Genomic DNA, 17,445 nt, shown 5'->3' with positions numbered 1-17,445 from the left:
AACCTGTGAGGTCTGGATACATTATGATTTAAACTCAATATATTCTGGAGCCACTATATCGGTTAGCCATACTTTATTATCCGATTGATAGAACTCAATGCCCTTGGCATACATTTCTCCTGATCTTACCGTTAGAATAACAGGTTTCCCTCTTCTGGATCCTACTTTTATAGCTGTTTCTCTTTCTTCACTAAGATGTACATGATGCCTGTTCATTTTTAGCAATCCTTTTTCTCTAATGGCACTCATAAATTTGGCTACAGTACCATGATACAAGAATTCTGGCGGTTGCTTGGGTTGATATTCTAAATCTACCTGTATTGAGTGGCCTTGATTGGCTCTAATCCTGGTATGGTCTTCATTAAAAGCAAAGCGTTGTTTATCACAGGATGCTACAACTTCTTCTAATACATCCATATCTAATTCTGGTCGGTGTCTTTTTACTTTCTGCAGTAATTCCTGTACATCTGTCCAACCATTTTCATCAAGTTGCACCCCTACTTTATCAGGGTTATGCCTTAGAATAAGGCTTAAAAATTTACTTATATGTTTATTGTTTGTTTTCATTTTTCATTCAAAATCATAGACATAGACGTCTACTTGTTTTTCTAATAGTGTATTTGTAATAATGGGTTCTATCATCACCCACTCTCCTCCTGCTAATCCGCAACCAATTCTAGGCATGTGTATACTTGCATTAAGTTGTTTTGCTTTAATTGCAATTTGTTCTAAACATTGTTTAACTGCTTCATAACGAATCGGAACTTCGTTTTTCTTTATTTTTATTCCTTGTTGTCCAATCATATTGCCAACATATGTTTCTTCTGATACCTGAATTAGTTGAATTGCACCTAGTCCAAAATCATTATTTACTCGATCACGATACCACTTTCTGTACGCTTTCTCCGGTTCTTTCCATTTTTTAGAAATCGCCAACACAAAACCTTTTCCCCAACCTCCTAAATCATTACATATATGTACTATAATTTTAATTCCTTTTGCTTGAGGAACAGTCGCATCTCCTTGTAAATATGTTATTGTTTTCATTTCAGCTTTAAATATGCATTCAGTTTTTCATCCTTAAATACCAGCGGTTTTTCTGCAGGAGTGACCAGGTTTTCTAAATCTTTATTTTTTACAAATTCATACTGCTCACTAACAAAATCAGAAACATCTTCAATCTCCAAAATATCATCTTTAGCATACCTTTTTATATACTCCTTTCTTAATCCAATCTGAATGGCTCGTCTTTCTAATTTCACTCCATATGGATCATGATCGGGATCCCATTGTAATCTCACGTTTGAATTTGTAACATCCTCCTGCCAGGCCTCATACGACTCATATAATTCTGGTTTGAATGAAGAATACACAGCATTTTTCACATAATTCTCAAAGGCTTCTTTTTTGATATGTACTGCTAATACGACTTCTTGTCCTTCTTTTGTTCCCCAACCATTTCTATACATCATCCATAAAAAATTAGGTTTGATCCATGTCATTCGGTCTAAGCTAAAAGCTCCTCCGAAAAATTGATTTTTTACTGCAAAATTCCCTATTTCGGGTCTATAGGATTGATACACTATTATTTTCTCATTATCATATTGTGCCATAATATGATACCCGCTTTGGGGCCATTCTTTCTGTTGTTCTTTATATTTTTTAAGTTGTAATTTCATTATTTCTATAATTTATTCTCGATACATCTTGTCTTCTTCATTAAGTCATAACAAAACACTCGAATGGACGCATTACTACACTAAATTCTCATTAAATTGTCCTGTTAAATTTTCTATATCTTCAAACCTTGCCAGTCTGGTTTTCCATTTTGTTGGTATGGCATTATAGCCATAATATAAGCCTGCTAATCCTCCTGTAATTGCTGCTGTAGTATCTGTATCTCCACCTAGATTCACCGCTTTTAAAACGGCTTCTTCATAAGAATCCAATTTTAGAAAACACCACAAAGCAGCTTCTAAAGAGTGTAGCACATATCCGCTACTTTCCACTTCTTTTTCTTCAAATTCTCTAATATCTGATCGTAATATTCTATTAAATAAACTTATCTCTGTAGGATTAAAATCCATCTCATGAGCAAAATCCAATATAGGCTGTTTGCAATTCTCATACGCTTCGAATTTGTCTTGTCCTTTTAGTAACAATAATCCATACTCTACATATATAAAACATGCAAATACAGATCTAAAATGTGCATGAGTTATAGAAGACACTTCTTTTATTTTTTTATATCTCTCTGTTATAGATCCTTCTTCTTTTAATATATAAACCATGGGTAAAGTTCTCATTAATGAGCCGTTTCCATTATCTTCTACAAACAAGTTTCCCGAATACTTTGCTGATTCTCCTTTTAAAATTCTATCTAATGAATGACTTGTAGTTCCTCCTACATCAAAAACTTCGTAATGCGCTCCCCAAAACCCTTCTTTATACCATTTAACAAAAGTTTGACCAATATCCTCTATATCATAACCTCTAAGCAGACTATCTATAAGACAAAAGGTTAATGAACTATCGTCTGACCAAGTACCAGGAGGTTGATTCCAACATAAATATCCTAAAAAATCCTTAACTGGATGTTCTTGTAAAAATGTTCTGGTCTTAAATTCGACAGGCACTCCTAATGCATCTCCAACTGCAACACCAAAAATTCCTCCTTTTATTTGTTCTTTTATAGTCTTCATTTTAATTTTTTCTTTACTTCATTAATCAATTCTTCTAAGCTGTTCACTTTTTGTACTCCATACTGTTCACAGACAATATCTACATTTCCTTTTCTCCAAAATCCATCTGGACAGCATACTACCAATTTATTACTTCGCGCATATAATCCTAGTTCTAATAGTGTTATAGGTGATTTTGTATGCGTATCAAAATACATAACGATCATATCTGCTTTTTCTAAAGCTTCTAACTCCCAAAGTACCTGCTCCTTAAATGTCGGATCAGTTATTTTCTGCTCCCATGTATGATCCCAACTTTCTCTTCTGGGATTTAAAATTGTAATATTTTCTTCTAATAGCTCTTCTACCACCTTATCCTGCCATTTTTGGGCAACACCTGATTCAATGCTTCCTGCCAGAAAAACACTTAGGTCTTTATTCAATTCCGGAATAATTGGTGGTACTATTAGATTCATATTCTATTATTTTTGGATCGTATTCATTACCTACAAAATAGATTCTGGTTTATTCTTAAATAACAGGAATTTGCACTACTTTTTCTTCATCTACATCCCTAAATGAATTTGTTGTAAAAATAGTATCAAACGATTTTGTTAATTCTTCATACCCTTTACTAAAAATACCATGACTAATCACCAAACTCAATTTTCCAGCGTTTTTATCTTTTAAAGCTTTTGCCAGTCCTAGAAAAGTTCCTCCTCCATCACAAATATCATCAACAATTACACAATGCTTCCCTTTTAAATCCTCCTCATACACTCTAAAACCAGATAAAGCTCCTGTTTTTACATCTCTTTTTTTAGAACATTCTACTACTTCTACTCCACCTAGAAACTCAGATACTTTATAGATTTTTTTTAACGCTCCTCCATCGGGAGAAATTAGTATCACTTCTTCTTTAATGATAGCTAAACATTGTTTGACAAATTCGTAATTCTGGATCACATGTACACGATCTAATAATGCTGGAGTCACTTCTGAATGTGGATCAAAGATTGTTACTTGATTATAGTGTTGCGCATTAATACTATCGGCATATACTTTAACGCTTAGTGATTCTCCTGCAACCATCACTCTATCTTGCCTAGCAGCAGGAAAATATGGAATAAGCACATTAATCTCCTTTACATTCATTCTACGTAACGCATCGGTAGCGATCAACAACAATCCTAAATCATTAAACGAATTGATTCGTTGCGTAATCGTGATACTGTTCCCTATATTTTTGTCTAAAATATTTATATGTGGTTCTCCTCCATTAAAAACAAATGATTTAAAATCAATAGATTTTTCAAAAGGTGTAAACGATGGATCCAAATGTAAATACTTCATAATTGTGTTATTTTTACGCAAATTTATAACAGAAATATGATACTGCAAAATATTTTGCGTAAAAACTACATTATTTTGATAAAATATATCTTTCTGAAGATCAATAGTATTGAAACTGTGATACTATTATTTGATATCGAAGAGAAAACCTTCTTCTTTAAGTTTGAAGTATTGTTTTTTATTAAATTTAAATAGGTTTGCGGGCCGGCCTCTTCCTTCTGAAATTTTTTCATCTAACTCTTCAAGGATCCCGAAACTCAGTATTTTTTTTCTAAAATTTCGACGATCAATTACCTTTTGAAGGATAGTCATATACAACTTTTCGAGATCAGAAAACAAAAACTTATCAGCAAGCAGATCAAATCCTACGGGTTCGTATGTGAGTTTATTCTGCAACCTCTTTTTTGCAGTTTCTAAAATTTTAATGTGATCAAATGCCAAATCCGGAAGTTCGGTTACATCAAACCAGGCAACATCTTTTGCATCGGTATCTGCTTTAATTGCATGATGTTCTGGTTTAACCAATGCAAAATAAGTAACACTTACTACCCTGTTTCTTGGGTCTCTCCCAGGATTACCAAAAGAATACAATTGTTCTAAATAATCTATAGTTACATTGGTTTCTTCTTTAAGTTCTCTAACAACAGCTTGTTCTAAACTTTCGTTTTCCAAAACCAAACCTCCTGGCAAAGCCCAGGAATCTTTAAAAGGATCTATATTTCTTTTTATCAACAAGACATTAAGTGTCTTATCTTTATATCCAAAGACTACAGCATCAACAGCAACTTTTATATTTTGGCGTACCATATACGCAAATTTACATATTTCTCTTTTGTAATAAAAAAACTTATCAATTTATATTTAAGAGATGTAGAATTTCAATACCAACTTATTTCTTCAAATTAGCATTATGATAATACTAGTTATACTAATTGAATACAAAAAAAGCAGTATTTTTATAGATAAGCTCATATCCTGAGAGCTATATAAAGTTCAGGATTATTACACAAAAAATTATGAAAAGCACGCTTTTAAACCTAGGAAAAAAATTATCCAGAACAGAACAAAAAAAAATTAATGGTGGTGGTAATCCATGTGATACATACAACGGTCCAATAGTTGTTACCTGTAGCCAATACGAACAGCTTCCTCCTCAACACAAATTTTGTGTTATGGTTAGTGTAGACTGTTTTCCTCGCTAATTCATTTCTAATCCAAACAAAAAAACTCCCAAAGATAATCTTTGGGAGTTTTTATATATTAATTGCTCTTTTACATTATTGTCTTAAGCATTTTGCTTTTTGATCAAGTTTAATGCAGAACCTTCTTTAAACCATTCTATCTGAGAATCATTATACGTATGATTTAACATCGCAGTATCTTTAGATCCATCTGCATGAACAATCTCTAATGTTAATTGTTTTCCTGAGGCAAATTGATCAAGATCTGTAAAGTTAAAAGTATCATCTTCTTGTATCAAATCATAATCACTTTCATTAGCGAATGTTAATCCAAGCATCCCTTGTTTTTTAAGATTGGTTTCGTGGATACGAGCAAACGATTTTACAATTACTGCACATACTCCAAGATGACGCGGCTCCATTGCAGCATGTTCTCTTGATGATCCTTCTCCGTAGTTATGATCCCCTACAACAATAGTAGGTACTCCTGCTGCTTTATATGCTCTTGCAGTATCTGGTACACCACCAAACTCTCCTGTTAATTGATTTTTAACAAAGTTTGTTTTTTTACCAAATGCATTTACAGCTCCAATCAAACAGTTATTAGAAATATTATCTAAATGACCTCTATAACGTAACCATGGTCCTGCCATAGAAATATGATCTGTAGTACATTTACCAAATGCTTTTATAAGCAATTTAGCTCCTTTAATTTCATTACCTATTGGTACAAATGGTGTTAACAATTGTAGTCTTTCTGAAGTTGGGCTTACTTTAACTTCTACATTACTACCATCTTCAACCGGAGCCAGATATCCATTATCTTTTACTTCAAACCCTTTTGGTGGTAACTCCCATCCTGTTGGCTCATCAAACATTACCTCTTCACCGTTTTCGTTAATTAACTTATCGGTTAACGGGTTAAAATCTAGTCGTCCCGAAACTGCAATCGCAGCAGTTAATTCTGGTGATGCAACAAAAGCATGTGTATTAGGATTACCATCTGCACGCTTAGCAAAGTTTCTATTAAAAGAGTGTACGATACTATTCTTCGGAGCGTTTTTCGGATCGTTATATCGTGCCCATTGTCCAATACAAGGTCCGCAAGCATTGGTAAATATTTTTGCATCTAGTTTTTCGAATATCCCAAGGATACCATCTCTATCTGCTGTATATCTTACTTGTTCAGAACCTGGGTTGATTCCTAATTCTGCTTTCATTTTTAAACCCTTGTCCAACGCTTGTTGTGCGATTGAAGAAGCACGAGACAAGTCTTCATAAGAAGAGTTTGTACAAGATCCTATTAGTCCCCATTCTACTTGAATTGGCCAATCATTTGCTTTGGCTTTTTCTGTCATTGTACTACCAACTGCTGTTGATAAATCCGGGGTAAAAGGTCCGTTTAACAATGGTCCTAATTCAGATAAATTAATTTCGATTACCTGATCAAAATATTGTTCTGGGTTTGCATATACCTCTGGATCTGCTGTTAAGTGTTCTTTTACTTCGTTTGCTGCATCTGCTACATCTGCTCTTTCTGTTGCTCTTAAGTAACGCTCCATAGATTCATCATAACCAAAGGTAGATGTTGTAGCGCCAATTTCTGCACCCATATTACAAATAGTCCCTTTTCCTGTACACGACATTGATGTCGCCCCTGGTCCAAAATATTCTACTATAGCACCAGTTCCTCCTTTTACAGTAAGAATTTCTGCTACTTTTAAAATTACGTCCTTAGGTGCTGTCCAGCCCGATAATTTACCTGTTAATTTTACACCAATTAACTTAGGAAATTTTAATTCCCAGGCCATACCTGCCATAACATCTACTGCATCTGCTCCACCTACACCAATTGCAACCATTCCTAAACCACCTGCATTTACCGTATGAGAATCTGTTCCGATCATCATTCCTCCAGGAAAAGCATAGTTTTCTAATACTACCTGGTGAATAATACCGGCTCCCGGTTTCCAGAATCCAATTCCATATTTATCAGATACCGATTCTAAGAAGTTAAACACCTCACTACTAATATCATTAGCATTTTTTAAATCTGTTGCTGCACCTTCTTTCGCCTGGATCAAGTGATCACAATGTACTGTTGTTGGTACTGCCACTTTACTTTTACCAGCTTGCATAAATTGCAATAACGCCATTTGAGCTGTTGCATCCTGACAAGCAATACGATCTGGTGCAAAATCAACATAATCTTTACCTCTTGTAAACGCTTTTTTCGTTTTTACGTCCCACAAGTGTGAATACAAAATTTTCTCTGCCAAGGTTAAAGGTTTACCTGTAACTTCGCGTGCTGCATTAACACGATCGGCTACCTGACTGTATACCTTTTTTATCATATTGATATCGAATGCCATCTCTAATTATTTTTTAGTATTGAAAAGTCCTGCGAAAATACGAATTTTAAAGGATTTTCTTAAATGAATACATTTAATCCCTTCTTTTTGCATTTTTAAAAAAATATGAGGCTTCATTTATTGAAATTCATAAATTAGAATTACGAAAATTACCATATCGCTAAAAATTAAGATAAGAAAATACTTCGCCATTTCTTCAATTCACGAAAACGTTATAGTTATTTCTCAAAAAATAATCTAAAAAAAGGTAAAAACTGGTATAAAATAAAAAAGTGAAGTCATATGACTTCACTTTTTATAGATTCAAAACTTCTAATTTTAATACTATTCTTTTCTTTTTCTATGTCTTTCTTTTCTATGTTTTCTTTTTCTTAATTGCTCATACTGTTCTAATTGAGCTTCTGAGAGTGATGCCTTAAATTTTTCATTTTTATCTTTCATAATGGTTTTATGATTTTTATGCATCTCTTTTTGTGACTCGCTAAGCGTAAGCTTCAAGGCTTTTCTTTTTCCCTTTCTAGAAAGGTCTTCATTTTTTACAATTGCTAATTGTTCTTTGGTAAAACTGGCATGCATCGTCTTTCTTTGCTCTTTTCTAAGCTCTCTTTTATTTTCTAATTCCTTTTTCTGGCTTTCTGATAGGCTTTCATAAAATTCTTTTCTTAATGCCTTGCGATCCCTATGATTATCCTCAGGTTGGGCTGATATCGCAATGGTACCCATAAATAGGGCCATGATACATATTATACTATTTTTCATCTGTTTCTTTTTCATTTTTTTAATATTAAACAATACTCTGTTGAACGTTCAATACTATGACCATTAAATATGAAAAAGGTTTAATAGTAATAAAGAAAAATGATTTTTGGCAATGCAAGTTTGATTATGCGCATCTATATTGAAGACTGACTATATCAGAAATCAACATTTTTTTGATAGTTTTTATCTAGTAACCGCTTAAAACAGGCTATGAATCACATCTTCTACGCTAATACCTTCTGCTTCTGCTTTGTAGTTTTTAATAATACGGTGACGAAGAATCCCCATGGCTACAGCTTGTACATCTTCTATATCCGGAGAATATTTTCCTTTGATAGCTGCATTGGCTTTGGCTGCCAGGATTAAATTTTGAGAGGCTCGTGGTCCTGCTCCCCAATCTATATAATTTTTCACTAATTCTGTTGCTGTTTCTTCATCTGGTCTTGTTTTACCAACCATGCTTACAGCATATTCAATTACATTATCTGCCACCGGAATACGGCGAATTAAATGTTGAAAATCAATAATCTCCTGAGCTGTAAATAATGAATTAACAGTAGTAGTGGTATCTCCTGTAGTACTTTTTACCACATCTACTTCTTCCTGAAAACTTGGATATTTAAGTTCTATAGCAAACATAAATCGATCTAGTTGTGCTTCTGGTAGTGGATATGTTCCTTCTTGCTCAATTGGGTTTTGGGTAGCAAGAACAAAATATGGCAAATCTAAGGTGTAATGGTGCCCGGCAACGGTTACAGATCTTTCTTGCATTGCTTCAAGGAGTGCTGCCTGGGTTTTTGGTGGAGTACGATTAATCTCATCTGCCAAAATAATATTAGAAAATATGGGTCCTTTAATAAATTTAAAGTGTCTAGTCTCATCCAATATTTCACTTCCTAATATATCACTAGGCATTAAATCAGGAGTAAACTGAATTCTTTTAAAATCTAATCCCAAAGCTTGTGAAATGGTATTTACCATAAGTGTTTTGGCTAGCCCTGGTACACCTATTAATAATGCATGACCACCAGAAAAAATAGAAATAAGTATCTGATCTATAACTTTCTCTTGCCCAATAATAACTTTGGATATTTCTTTTTTGAGTTCTGAATGTTTTTTTACTAGTTTTTCTATAGCCGCTACGTCGTCTGACATATTATTTTATTTTTTTAACCAGTTACCACTATACTCACAGTCTCTATACTCTCCGTTTATTTTAATATAAGTATCCATTATTTTTTCACTCTGCCACTTACGAATTGCATCAATTTGCTTTTTCCTTAATGCTAATTCCTGTATTTTAAGATAGTCATTCGCGTAATCCGCTATATGCTCATCGTATCGATTAAGTACTGTTATTAATTTATACTTTTTTCGACCTTGACGATCCTGATCGGGAATTACCAAAGAAACTTCATTCATTTTTAGTTTAGATACTTGATCGTACAATATAGGGTCAATTTTGGTAAGTTCAAAACGAGTATCTCCTGTTGTTGGATTAAGTAGTTGTCCTCCATCTTCACGAGTTTCTTTTTCGTCACTAAATTTTCTTGCTGCCTCTTTAAATTTGATAGAACCCGAAACAATACTTGTTCGTATAGAATCTATTAATCTTTTGGCTTCATCAACTGTTTTTCTGGTTACTTCGGGAGTAAGTAGTATATGTCTTACATCGATTTCTTCTCCTCGTATTTTATCTACTTTTACAATATGCCATCCAAAATCTGTTTTAAACGGTTCACTTACTTCTCCTTCTTGCAAACTAAAAGCAACATCTTTAAATTCTTTGGCAAAGTTTGTCTTGCGATCAAGCGTGTATTTCCCACCAGTAGATTTAGAACCCGGATCCTGAGAATACAATACTGCTTTGGTAGCAAAACTACTACCGTTCTCTACAATATCTTCTCTAAACTGATTTAATCTATCGATTACTTTTTGCTCTTCTTCTTCGGGTATTTCTGGTTCTATTACAATCTGAGCTAATTCAAGTTCTGTACCAAAAAGTGGTCTTTCATCTTCTGGAATGTCATCAAAAAATTCTCTGATTTCTTCTGGAGTAATTTCGATATCTTCGATAATCTTGGTTCTCATCTGCTCTGACAACCTATTTGACTTATTGATTTCAAAAAGTTCTTTTCTAAAATCTACCAGATTATCTTTTTTATAAAACTTTAATACTTTCTCTACAGTACCTAGCTCATTTGTCATATATGCCAATTGTTGGTCAACCATCGAGTTAACTTCTGCATCTCTAACCACTATACTATCCTGGATTGCATGATGGGAATATAATTTGGCTTCAAACAAACTACCGGCAAGTTCGCAACGGCTTACATCAGAAGCTGAAACACCTTCACTAATCAATTGTCGATAGGCAATATCTACATCACTATCCAAAATTACATTTTCTCCAATCACTGCTGCTACGCCGTCTATTTTAGTCCTTTGAAATGGGACTTTTACAGTTTCTACTACTGCCTTTATGGTATCATTTACCATAGGACTATTCTGTCCATTAATGGTATCCTGTGTTACTATGGAATCTTGCGCTACTTCTTCAATAATCTCTTGTGCATAAAATTGTGTATTCATACTAAAAGTAAGTATAGCACAAAGTACTGTAGTTTTAATCATAAACTTCAAATTGTTTGTTCTCAACTGCATCTCTTGTAATGTCTTTTTCTATTTTTTTAATTAGCTCCAACTTTCTCTTATTTAATATAATCTGCCTTATTGTAGGCTTAATATATTCTATTGGTGCTATTTCATTACGCTTTAATACATCTTTTATTTTCACCATATATACTCCTGTAGAATCTCTAAGTTGCATATATTTTCCACTTTTTAAGAGTTTTGCTCTATCTTGTTTTTTGAGAATTGGAATTTTACTTAACACCTGATCTAACTTGATCCAAGCAGAATCATTTAAAGAATATGTTAGGTATTCTATTTTTTTTCCTCTCAACTCTTCTACATCCTCTTCATTAAAACGATTGAATTGTTGCTTCGTTGCAACAATATTAGCGTAATCAGGTGGCAAATGTAAGTAACGTAATTTTACTAACTCCTCATTAAGATTAAAATTTTTCAAATTTTGATCATAATATGACTGAAGATCTTGCTCTGTGATCTCCATATTAATGGATTTATTGATCACTGCATTCTTGTAAGCGTTGATATATAAGGTGCTTTGATAGTTTTCTACCAAATCATTAAATTCTTCGAGCTCTTCCTGGGTAAGATTTAATTTAGCCTTGTCGATAAATAATTGACGGGTAGCCCATGTATTAATATAATTATTAACAATATTGGTGCTATCGCCTGCAGACATATCCTTTGGTACTAGTTTTTTAATATCATCTTTATATAGGTAGTTATCATTTACTCTGGCAATAGCTTCTTTTTTGATTTGATTCTTAAATTTTTGACAAGAAACTACTATAAGCAATAGCAGTATTAATTTATAATATTTCATCTGTTTATATATAATATTCTTTAGACGATCAGGCCTATGCTGATATAGATACATATAAAATGTTCATTATACCTTATGCCACATTCCTACCTTTTTAATTATTCGTAAAGAAATTAATAACAACACTTAAAGAGCAGCTGCAATTTAACCACTCTCTAATTAAAGGTTTATTAATTTTTTAAATCGATAATTCTTTTTTAGCTTTTTTCAAGGTTTTCTCATTAACTTTTACCGGGTATTTTACTCGTAAATGATCTAACCATTTATTTTCTATACTTTCCTGAAAATCATTAATCACCTCGCCCTTAGTTTCTTCAAAAGTTTTAATTCTTGAAGGTAAGATTTCTTTGACCATAATCAAAGTCTTAAAATTCTCTTCTTCAAGAAATACAATTTCCCCTTTTTCTGCAGAAAAATTCTTAGGTAATATTGCATCTCCTTTAGCCAATTCTTCTTCAGAAAAAAGTACTAAAGCTATATCTCCTTTATTAACTTCATTTTTTATTTCTTTAATCGACTTTTTCTTCTTCAGTAACTTTTCGACCTTACTAATTGCCTCTTGTTTTGATGAAGAAGCCTTAAGAACCTTGTAAGCCTCATTTTGTGTATACTTATCTTTTTGAGTCTCGTAATATTTTTTAAGTCCGATAGAATCTGTCTTAGAGACATTCCATATTTTAGACTCCATAAGATCAAAAAGCAAAAGTCCATCACGATACTCTCCTATTACATTTGCAAAATCCTTATTATCCTCTTCAAGATGCTCTTCATAATATCGAAGTAAGGTTTTTGATTCGAATTGAGTATACATTTCTTCAACAAAGGCAGAAATATCTAAATATCTTTCTATTCTGATTTGATTACTCTTCAAAAACTCAGCAAAATCTTCATATAAATACTTCTCTTTTTTAAGAGTAAAAAGTTCTTTTTTCAGATTTTTGTCTTCAGGTACATTCCATTCTTCTTTAGAAAACGTAGCGGGAAGTATTTCTTTAAAATATGCAACTGCCTTTTCATTCTTGGTAATCGCATATTTTTTCTTTAATGAATTAAGAAACGAAGTAGTCACTAGTTTTGATCTGCTATCTCTTTTTACTTTTTTGGTAAGTTCATTTTTTTGTTCTTCAAAACTCTTGAGTGGGTGTTTTTCTATAAGCTGAATGATATGCCAGCCATACTTAGTTTGTATTGGTGTAGAGATTTCTCCTTTTTTTCCTAGAGCAAAAGCTGTTTTTTCGAATTTCTCAGAGTTTAATGCCCCTTGTCCGAAACGTCTAATTTTACCTCCTTCTATTGCTGTACTGGGATCATCACTATATTGTTTTGCCAAAGAAGCAAAAGAAACTCCTTGCTGAAGCTGCTGATTGATTTCTTTTATTCTTTTTTCTGCTTCTTCTGAGGTTCTATTATTATTAATAGCTACCATAATATGAGCAACGGTAACTTCTCCTAGTTTTTTCTCTCTACCATTAACTTTTACAACATGGTAACCAAATTGTGTTCTAAATGGCTCTGAGACTTCACCTACTTTAGTTTCATACGCTGCTTCTTCAAACGGATACACCATTCTAAATGCAGAAAACCAACCTAAGTTTCCGTTATTTTTAGCAACAGAAGGGTCTTGACTATAGGCCTTGGCTACAACATCAAAAGATTCTCCATTTACAACCTTATTTCTTGCTTCTATAATTTTTTGATATGCAGCAATCGTATCTTTTGCCGAGGCATTGGGTTTTACCATAATCAAAATATGACTGGCATTTATTTGCTCAAGAGAACGATCATACGCTTGCCGTATTAATGCATCAGAAGTTCTGGTATCGGTAAGATATCCTTTTGCCAGTTGTTTTCTATACCCCTCTAACTCTTCTAAATAAGCTTGCTTTTTATCTAATCCAAGGTGCTTTGCTTCTTTTAATTTTAATTTATAATTAATAAACAAATTAAGATACTCGTCTATATTCTTTTGTGATTTGTCTTTTACCAAATCTATATTCTTAAGATATACTCTCTTAAATTCTGATATATACACAGGAGATTCGTCAATAGTAAACAGCACATCACTTGATTGTTGTGCATTTGCAAGTGTAAATAAAATACTTCCTAAAAAAAATAATAGCCCCTTTTTATACATAATTTCTATATGATGAAGTCCGAAATCGAACAAAAATAATAATATTAAAATGTTTTACAAGTTCCTTGTTCTAACGAAGTAAGTACCTCCTATAGTATTAACTTTTAAAATTTTTATGATCTACGTATATTGTGGCCACAATACAAAACTAACTAACAACAATCCGGTCATGGAATATACACTCAACATCGAAATAAAACTACCTAGAAATCAAGTAGTTGAAAAGTTTAACAACGAAGAAAACATGAAACACTGGCAAAAAGGTTTTGTGAGTATGGAACACATAAGTGGTACAAAAGGAAAAACCGGAGCAATTTCAAAACTTATCTACAAAATGGGGAAACGAGAAATTGAAATGATTGAAACTATTACTTTGCTTGATCTTCCTGAGTCGTTTCACCTTACTTTTGATGCAAAAAACGTGTATAACATTCAGGAAAATTATTTTGAAGAACTCTCTAACGGAAACACGAAATGGATCTCTAAAAACGAATTTAAATTTAGTGGCTTCATGAAACTTATGGGATTTCTTATGCCAGGTGCCTTCAAAAAACAATCATATGAATACATGGAAGATTTTAAAGCTTTTGCAGAAGAAGGTAAAAGCGTATTAGATAATTAATTCATAAAAGCATTTTTGACGTCTATAAAATTGAAAACTATTTTGGAACGAAAAATAAAATTAATTTGGGATTTTAGAGGCCCTGCAGCAAGTAAAACAGCACAACACCACGAAATTCATCTTAAAGAATATATTACTTTAGAAAAATTATCTCTTAACATCACTGGATATCATGAGTTAAATGATCTACATAGTTTGGCTTATATGATTGTTACTGATTCTGAAATGAAAACAGTACGTGATGCTTTAAAACCACACCGTGGTCAACTCTATGAAGGATAGATTTTTAAAAAAAATAATTCGTGGCACGTATATTGTCTAAGACCTTATATATTTGCAAAAATTAGAAAATTAGAAAATAAAAAAAACAAAAAAGTAAAATGAAAAAAATAATATTATCAATCTTAGTATTGATCGTTAGTTTTCAATTAAATGCTCAATCCAAAACTGGAACTATAGATTCTGAGTATATTCTTTCTCAAATGCCAGAACTTACTAAGGTACAGGAAGATTTAAAAGCTTATAATGCAAAAATGGAAGCTGATTTAAAAGTAAAAGTAGATGCATATCAGGTCAAAGTGAAGGAATACCAAGATAAGGTAGCTTCTTTTACCGAGCCTATTAAAAAAACAAAGCAAGAAGAAATCATTGCTTTAGAAAATGATATTGCAAAATTTCGTCAGAATGGTAGCAAATTAATACAAATAGAACAAAATAGACTACTACAGCCATTATATGAAAAAATCGGAAAAGCACTGGAAGAAGTTGCTAAAGCCGAAAAATACACCCAGATATTTACTATTACCACAAGTGGCTTGGCATATGTTGATTCTGCATATGACATAACAAAAACAGTAATGACTAAATTAGGAATCACCATAAAAGAAGCTCCTAAAAAATAAAAACACAATAATACATTATAAAAAAACGCATCATTCGATGCGTTTTTTTATAATGTATTATTCGTAATTTCTTTTAGTTTATCCTCTACTTGCATCAAGTATATCTCATTATATACTTCTTTATAAGGGTCTGAAGCTTTGTATCCTTGTTCAATTAGTTTTTTTGATTGTTCTATTGCTAATATCGCCTCTTTTTTATTACCCATTTCTAAAAAGGTTAGTCCTTTGTAGTAATATCCCATAGAAGATTTGTCAAATAACTTAATCGCCATATCAAAATCTGAAATAGCTATTTTATACTTTTTTTGATGCATATAACTTATCCCACGATATACATAAACAGATGCTTTTACATAATCTCCTTCTTCTTTTATTACGTTTGTAAATTCATGTATAGCCTCTTCATGTCTTTCTAACGCCTGTAATACCTCTCCTTTTAATGAATTAACATTCTCTCCCCAGGCATAATCCGTCTTATTCGGAGTATAGTCATCATATTGATTAAGGTATAGTAAGGCTCGGTCATAATCTTTATACAAATCTGTCATTAACCAAGATGTATAATATAGCGTCTCTTTTGGATCAATTTCCATTGCTTTTTCAAGTAACGGAATAGCAATATGATAATCTCCAATTTTACTATTTGCAATTGATTTTTCGATGTAATAATCAGCTGTATCAGGGTTTAGAGCAATTAACGTATCAAGATATGCCTGTTCATTTACAGCTCCTTGAAAAAACCATTTCTTTTCATACTCCAAACGTTTGGTTTCTTCAGATTTCTGTTTGTCTGTCCATTCTGAATAGTCTACAACTTTTTCCTCTCGACAAGAATATAGCAAACCGATAAGACAAACATTAAGGATATATACGAATAATCTTTCCATTTTTAATTCTAAAACTTAAATAAATATAGGTATCTATAGCTTTATCACTTTTTGGTTTTCTACCAGGTATCCAATCCTGTAAGTTTTTTGTAATTTCAAAAATCTGATTAGCCACTTCTGCTGAAAACTCCTTATGTTGATAATTAGTATCAAATGCCTGTGTTTCATACATCCCCGCCTTTCCTTCGCAATTAACTACGAATCGAACCTGAAATATCCCTGACTCTGTACTACCATCGGGCACCTTATAGTTTTCTTTAAAAATCTTTCTTATATGATAAAGCCCTCCATTATAAGATGTTCCTTGATAATAATATCTATCTCCAGGAAAATTCTTGTTAATATATTGATTACAAAGCTGAAATGAAACTGGTTTTATCTCAGTTTCTGATCTTCGAATGGATGTATATTGTATTTTTTTAAACCCTCCATCCCTAAAACCAAAGGTATAGATATTATTTTCGTCATATGAAAGTACCTGTTCCCAAAATTGATAATTCTGATCACATGCTAATTGATTTCCTTTTTTGATAAGGAATAAAGCATTCTGAAAAGTAATGAATTCATAACAATAGGTATGATACTCATTACTATTTGTATTTATAAATTGTAGTCGTTTTTCTTCTTTACTAAATCTAAAAACTCCAGATTCATTATTTATTTGCCAATCCTTTGATAACAAAAAATCTTCAAACTCCTGAACATTAATAGTTTTTGTTTCAATCAAACGATGCGCTTCAATTTTATCAAGAAAGCTTAACTGATCATTTTTTATATAAAATTTACGAATAGGATAAGAAGTCGTGTCTAATGTAATAGAGTCCTTAGAAAATTGTATGCCATTTTTAAAGGATTTAGTGCCTTTCAGGTTTTTGAAGTAAAGCGTATCTTTTTTAAATTCTAACACATAATTGCTAGGTATGTAAAAATCTTTATCATGTTTAAATGCTCCTCCTATCCAAGTCCCTTGAACTAAGTTTTCATCTATAGATGAAGTTTCTTTTTGTTTACAAGAATGTAGACCAATAACAAATATTCCTACAAGGAGATATATTATTTGATCTAAGTATTTCATATTT

19 protein-coding genes are annotated in these 17,445 nt (G+C 32.4%); 4 read left to right on the top strand and 15 right to left on the bottom strand.

Annotated elements, in window-relative coordinates:
* Positions 1–21: 21 nt before the first annotated feature.
* From NNL09_RS14385 to NNL09_RS14355, 7 genes are all read right to left on the bottom strand, one after another.
* Positions 22–567 (bottom strand): RNA 2'-phosphotransferase, encoded by a 546-nt coding sequence (locus NNL09_RS14385; RefSeq protein WP_025666078.1) that lies wholly within the window; start codon positions 565–567, stop codon positions 22–24.
* A gap of 3 nt (positions 568–570) precedes the next feature.
* Positions 571–1,047: a macro domain-containing protein gene (locus tag NNL09_RS14380; RefSeq protein WP_196909642.1), complete on the bottom strand. Its 477-nt coding sequence runs from the start codon at positions 1,045–1,047 to the stop codon at positions 571–573.
* Entirely contained in the window at positions 1,044–1,679 is a 636-nt protein-coding gene (locus NNL09_RS14375; protein ID WP_196909641.1) for a DUF4291 domain-containing protein, read from the bottom strand. The genes NNL09_RS14380 and NNL09_RS14375 overlap by 4 nt, the downstream gene beginning before the upstream one ends.
* Before the next feature lie 75 nt (positions 1,680–1,754).
* Positions 1,755–2,702, bottom strand: coding sequence for an ADP-ribosylglycohydrolase family protein (locus tag NNL09_RS14370; RefSeq protein WP_231389073.1), 948 nt, complete (start codon positions 2,700–2,702; stop codon positions 1,755–1,757).
* Positions 2,699–3,157: a nucleoside 2-deoxyribosyltransferase domain-containing protein gene (locus tag NNL09_RS14365; RefSeq protein WP_196909640.1), complete on the bottom strand. Its 459-nt coding sequence runs from the start codon at positions 3,155–3,157 to the stop codon at positions 2,699–2,701. Before NNL09_RS14365 ends, NNL09_RS14370 begins: the two co-directional genes overlap by 4 nt.
* 55 nt (positions 3,158–3,212) lie before the next feature.
* Entirely contained in the window at positions 3,213–4,034 is an 822-nt protein-coding gene (gene prs / locus NNL09_RS14360; protein ID WP_196909639.1) for a ribose-phosphate diphosphokinase, read from the bottom strand.
* A 126-nt stretch (positions 4,035–4,160) separates the two neighbouring features.
* Entirely contained in the window at positions 4,161–4,841 is a 681-nt protein-coding gene (locus NNL09_RS14355; RefSeq protein WP_196909638.1) for an NUDIX domain-containing protein, read from the bottom strand.
* Positions 4,842–5,050: 209 nt separating this feature from the next.
* Between NNL09_RS14355 and NNL09_RS14350 the strand changes: the two genes are divergently transcribed.
* On the top strand, positions 5,051–5,236 hold the full coding sequence (locus tag NNL09_RS14350; RefSeq protein ID WP_035096308.1) for a hypothetical protein: 186 nt from the start codon (positions 5,051–5,053) through the stop codon (positions 5,234–5,236).
* Positions 5,237–5,319: 83 nt separating this feature from the next.
* On the opposite strand, the gene NNL09_RS14345 is transcribed toward NNL09_RS14350, so the two are convergent.
* The 6 genes from NNL09_RS14345 to NNL09_RS14320 all read right to left on the bottom strand — a co-directional run bounded on the left by NNL09_RS14345 (position 5,320) and on the right by NNL09_RS14320 (position 13,955).
* On the bottom strand, positions 5,320–7,587 hold the full coding sequence (locus NNL09_RS14345; protein WP_196909637.1) for an aconitate hydratase: 2,268 nt from the start codon (positions 7,585–7,587) through the stop codon (positions 5,320–5,322).
* A 324-nt stretch (positions 7,588–7,911) separates the two neighbouring features.
* Positions 7,912–8,361: a hypothetical protein gene (locus NNL09_RS14340; RefSeq protein ID WP_025666070.1), complete on the bottom strand. Its 450-nt coding sequence runs from the start codon at positions 8,359–8,361 to the stop codon at positions 7,912–7,914.
* A 183-nt stretch (positions 8,362–8,544) separates the two neighbouring features.
* Positions 8,545–9,501 carry a MoxR family ATPase gene (locus tag NNL09_RS14335; protein WP_025666069.1) on the bottom strand — a complete coding sequence of 319 codons (957 nt, stop codon included), beginning with the start codon at positions 9,499–9,501 and terminating at the stop codon, positions 8,545–8,547.
* Positions 9,502–9,507: 6 nt separating this feature from the next.
* Positions 9,508–10,980, bottom strand: a complete 1,473-nt coding sequence (locus tag NNL09_RS14330; protein ID WP_231389072.1) for a peptidylprolyl isomerase — start codon at positions 10,978–10,980, stop codon at positions 9,508–9,510.
* Positions 10,973–11,821 carry a hypothetical protein gene (locus tag NNL09_RS14325; protein WP_025666067.1) on the bottom strand — a complete coding sequence of 283 codons (849 nt, stop codon included), beginning with the start codon at positions 11,819–11,821 and terminating at the stop codon, positions 10,973–10,975. The genes NNL09_RS14330 and NNL09_RS14325 overlap by 8 nt, the downstream gene beginning before the upstream one ends.
* A gap of 178 nt (positions 11,822–11,999) precedes the next feature.
* Positions 12,000–13,955: a peptidylprolyl isomerase gene (locus NNL09_RS14320; protein WP_025666066.1), complete on the bottom strand. Its 1,956-nt coding sequence runs from the start codon at positions 13,953–13,955 to the stop codon at positions 12,000–12,002.
* Between the two features lie 169 nt (positions 13,956–14,124).
* Between NNL09_RS14320 and NNL09_RS14315 the strand changes: the two genes are divergently transcribed.
* The 3 genes from NNL09_RS14315 to NNL09_RS14305 all read left to right on the top strand — a co-directional run bounded on the left by NNL09_RS14315 (position 14,125) and on the right by NNL09_RS14305 (position 15,479).
* Positions 14,125–14,577 carry an SRPBCC family protein gene (locus NNL09_RS14315; protein WP_025666065.1) on the top strand — a complete coding sequence of 151 codons (453 nt, stop codon included), beginning with the start codon at positions 14,125–14,127 and terminating at the stop codon, positions 14,575–14,577.
* A 42-nt stretch (positions 14,578–14,619) separates the two neighbouring features.
* Entirely contained in the window at positions 14,620–14,859 is a 240-nt protein-coding gene (locus NNL09_RS14310; RefSeq protein ID WP_025666064.1) for a hypothetical protein, read from the top strand.
* A gap of 98 nt (positions 14,860–14,957) precedes the next feature.
* Complete coding sequence (locus NNL09_RS14305) at positions 14,958–15,479, top strand: OmpH family outer membrane protein (RefSeq protein WP_196909635.1); 522 nt, start codon at positions 14,958–14,960, stop codon at positions 15,477–15,479.
* A 47-nt stretch (positions 15,480–15,526) separates the two neighbouring features.
* Here NNL09_RS14305 and NNL09_RS14300 read toward each other — a convergent pair whose 3' ends face one another.
* Together NNL09_RS14300 and NNL09_RS14295 are read right to left on the bottom strand one after the other, a co-directional pair.
* Positions 15,527–16,366, bottom strand: coding sequence for a tetratricopeptide repeat protein (locus NNL09_RS14300; RefSeq protein ID WP_196909634.1), 840 nt, complete (start codon positions 16,364–16,366; stop codon positions 15,527–15,529).
* Positions 16,338–17,441 (bottom strand): hypothetical protein, encoded by a 1,104-nt coding sequence (locus NNL09_RS14295; protein ID WP_196909633.1) that lies wholly within the window; start codon positions 17,439–17,441, stop codon positions 16,338–16,340. Before NNL09_RS14295 ends, NNL09_RS14300 begins: the two co-directional genes overlap by 29 nt.
* Positions 17,442–17,445 lie beyond the last annotated feature (4 nt).

The sequence above is a fragment of the Aquimarina sp. EL_43 genome (assembly GCF_943422735.1).
Taxonomy (GTDB): domain Bacteria; phylum Bacteroidota; class Bacteroidia; order Flavobacteriales; family Flavobacteriaceae; genus Aquimarina; species Aquimarina megaterium.
This window is presented reverse-complemented; position numbering and strand designations above follow the sequence as displayed.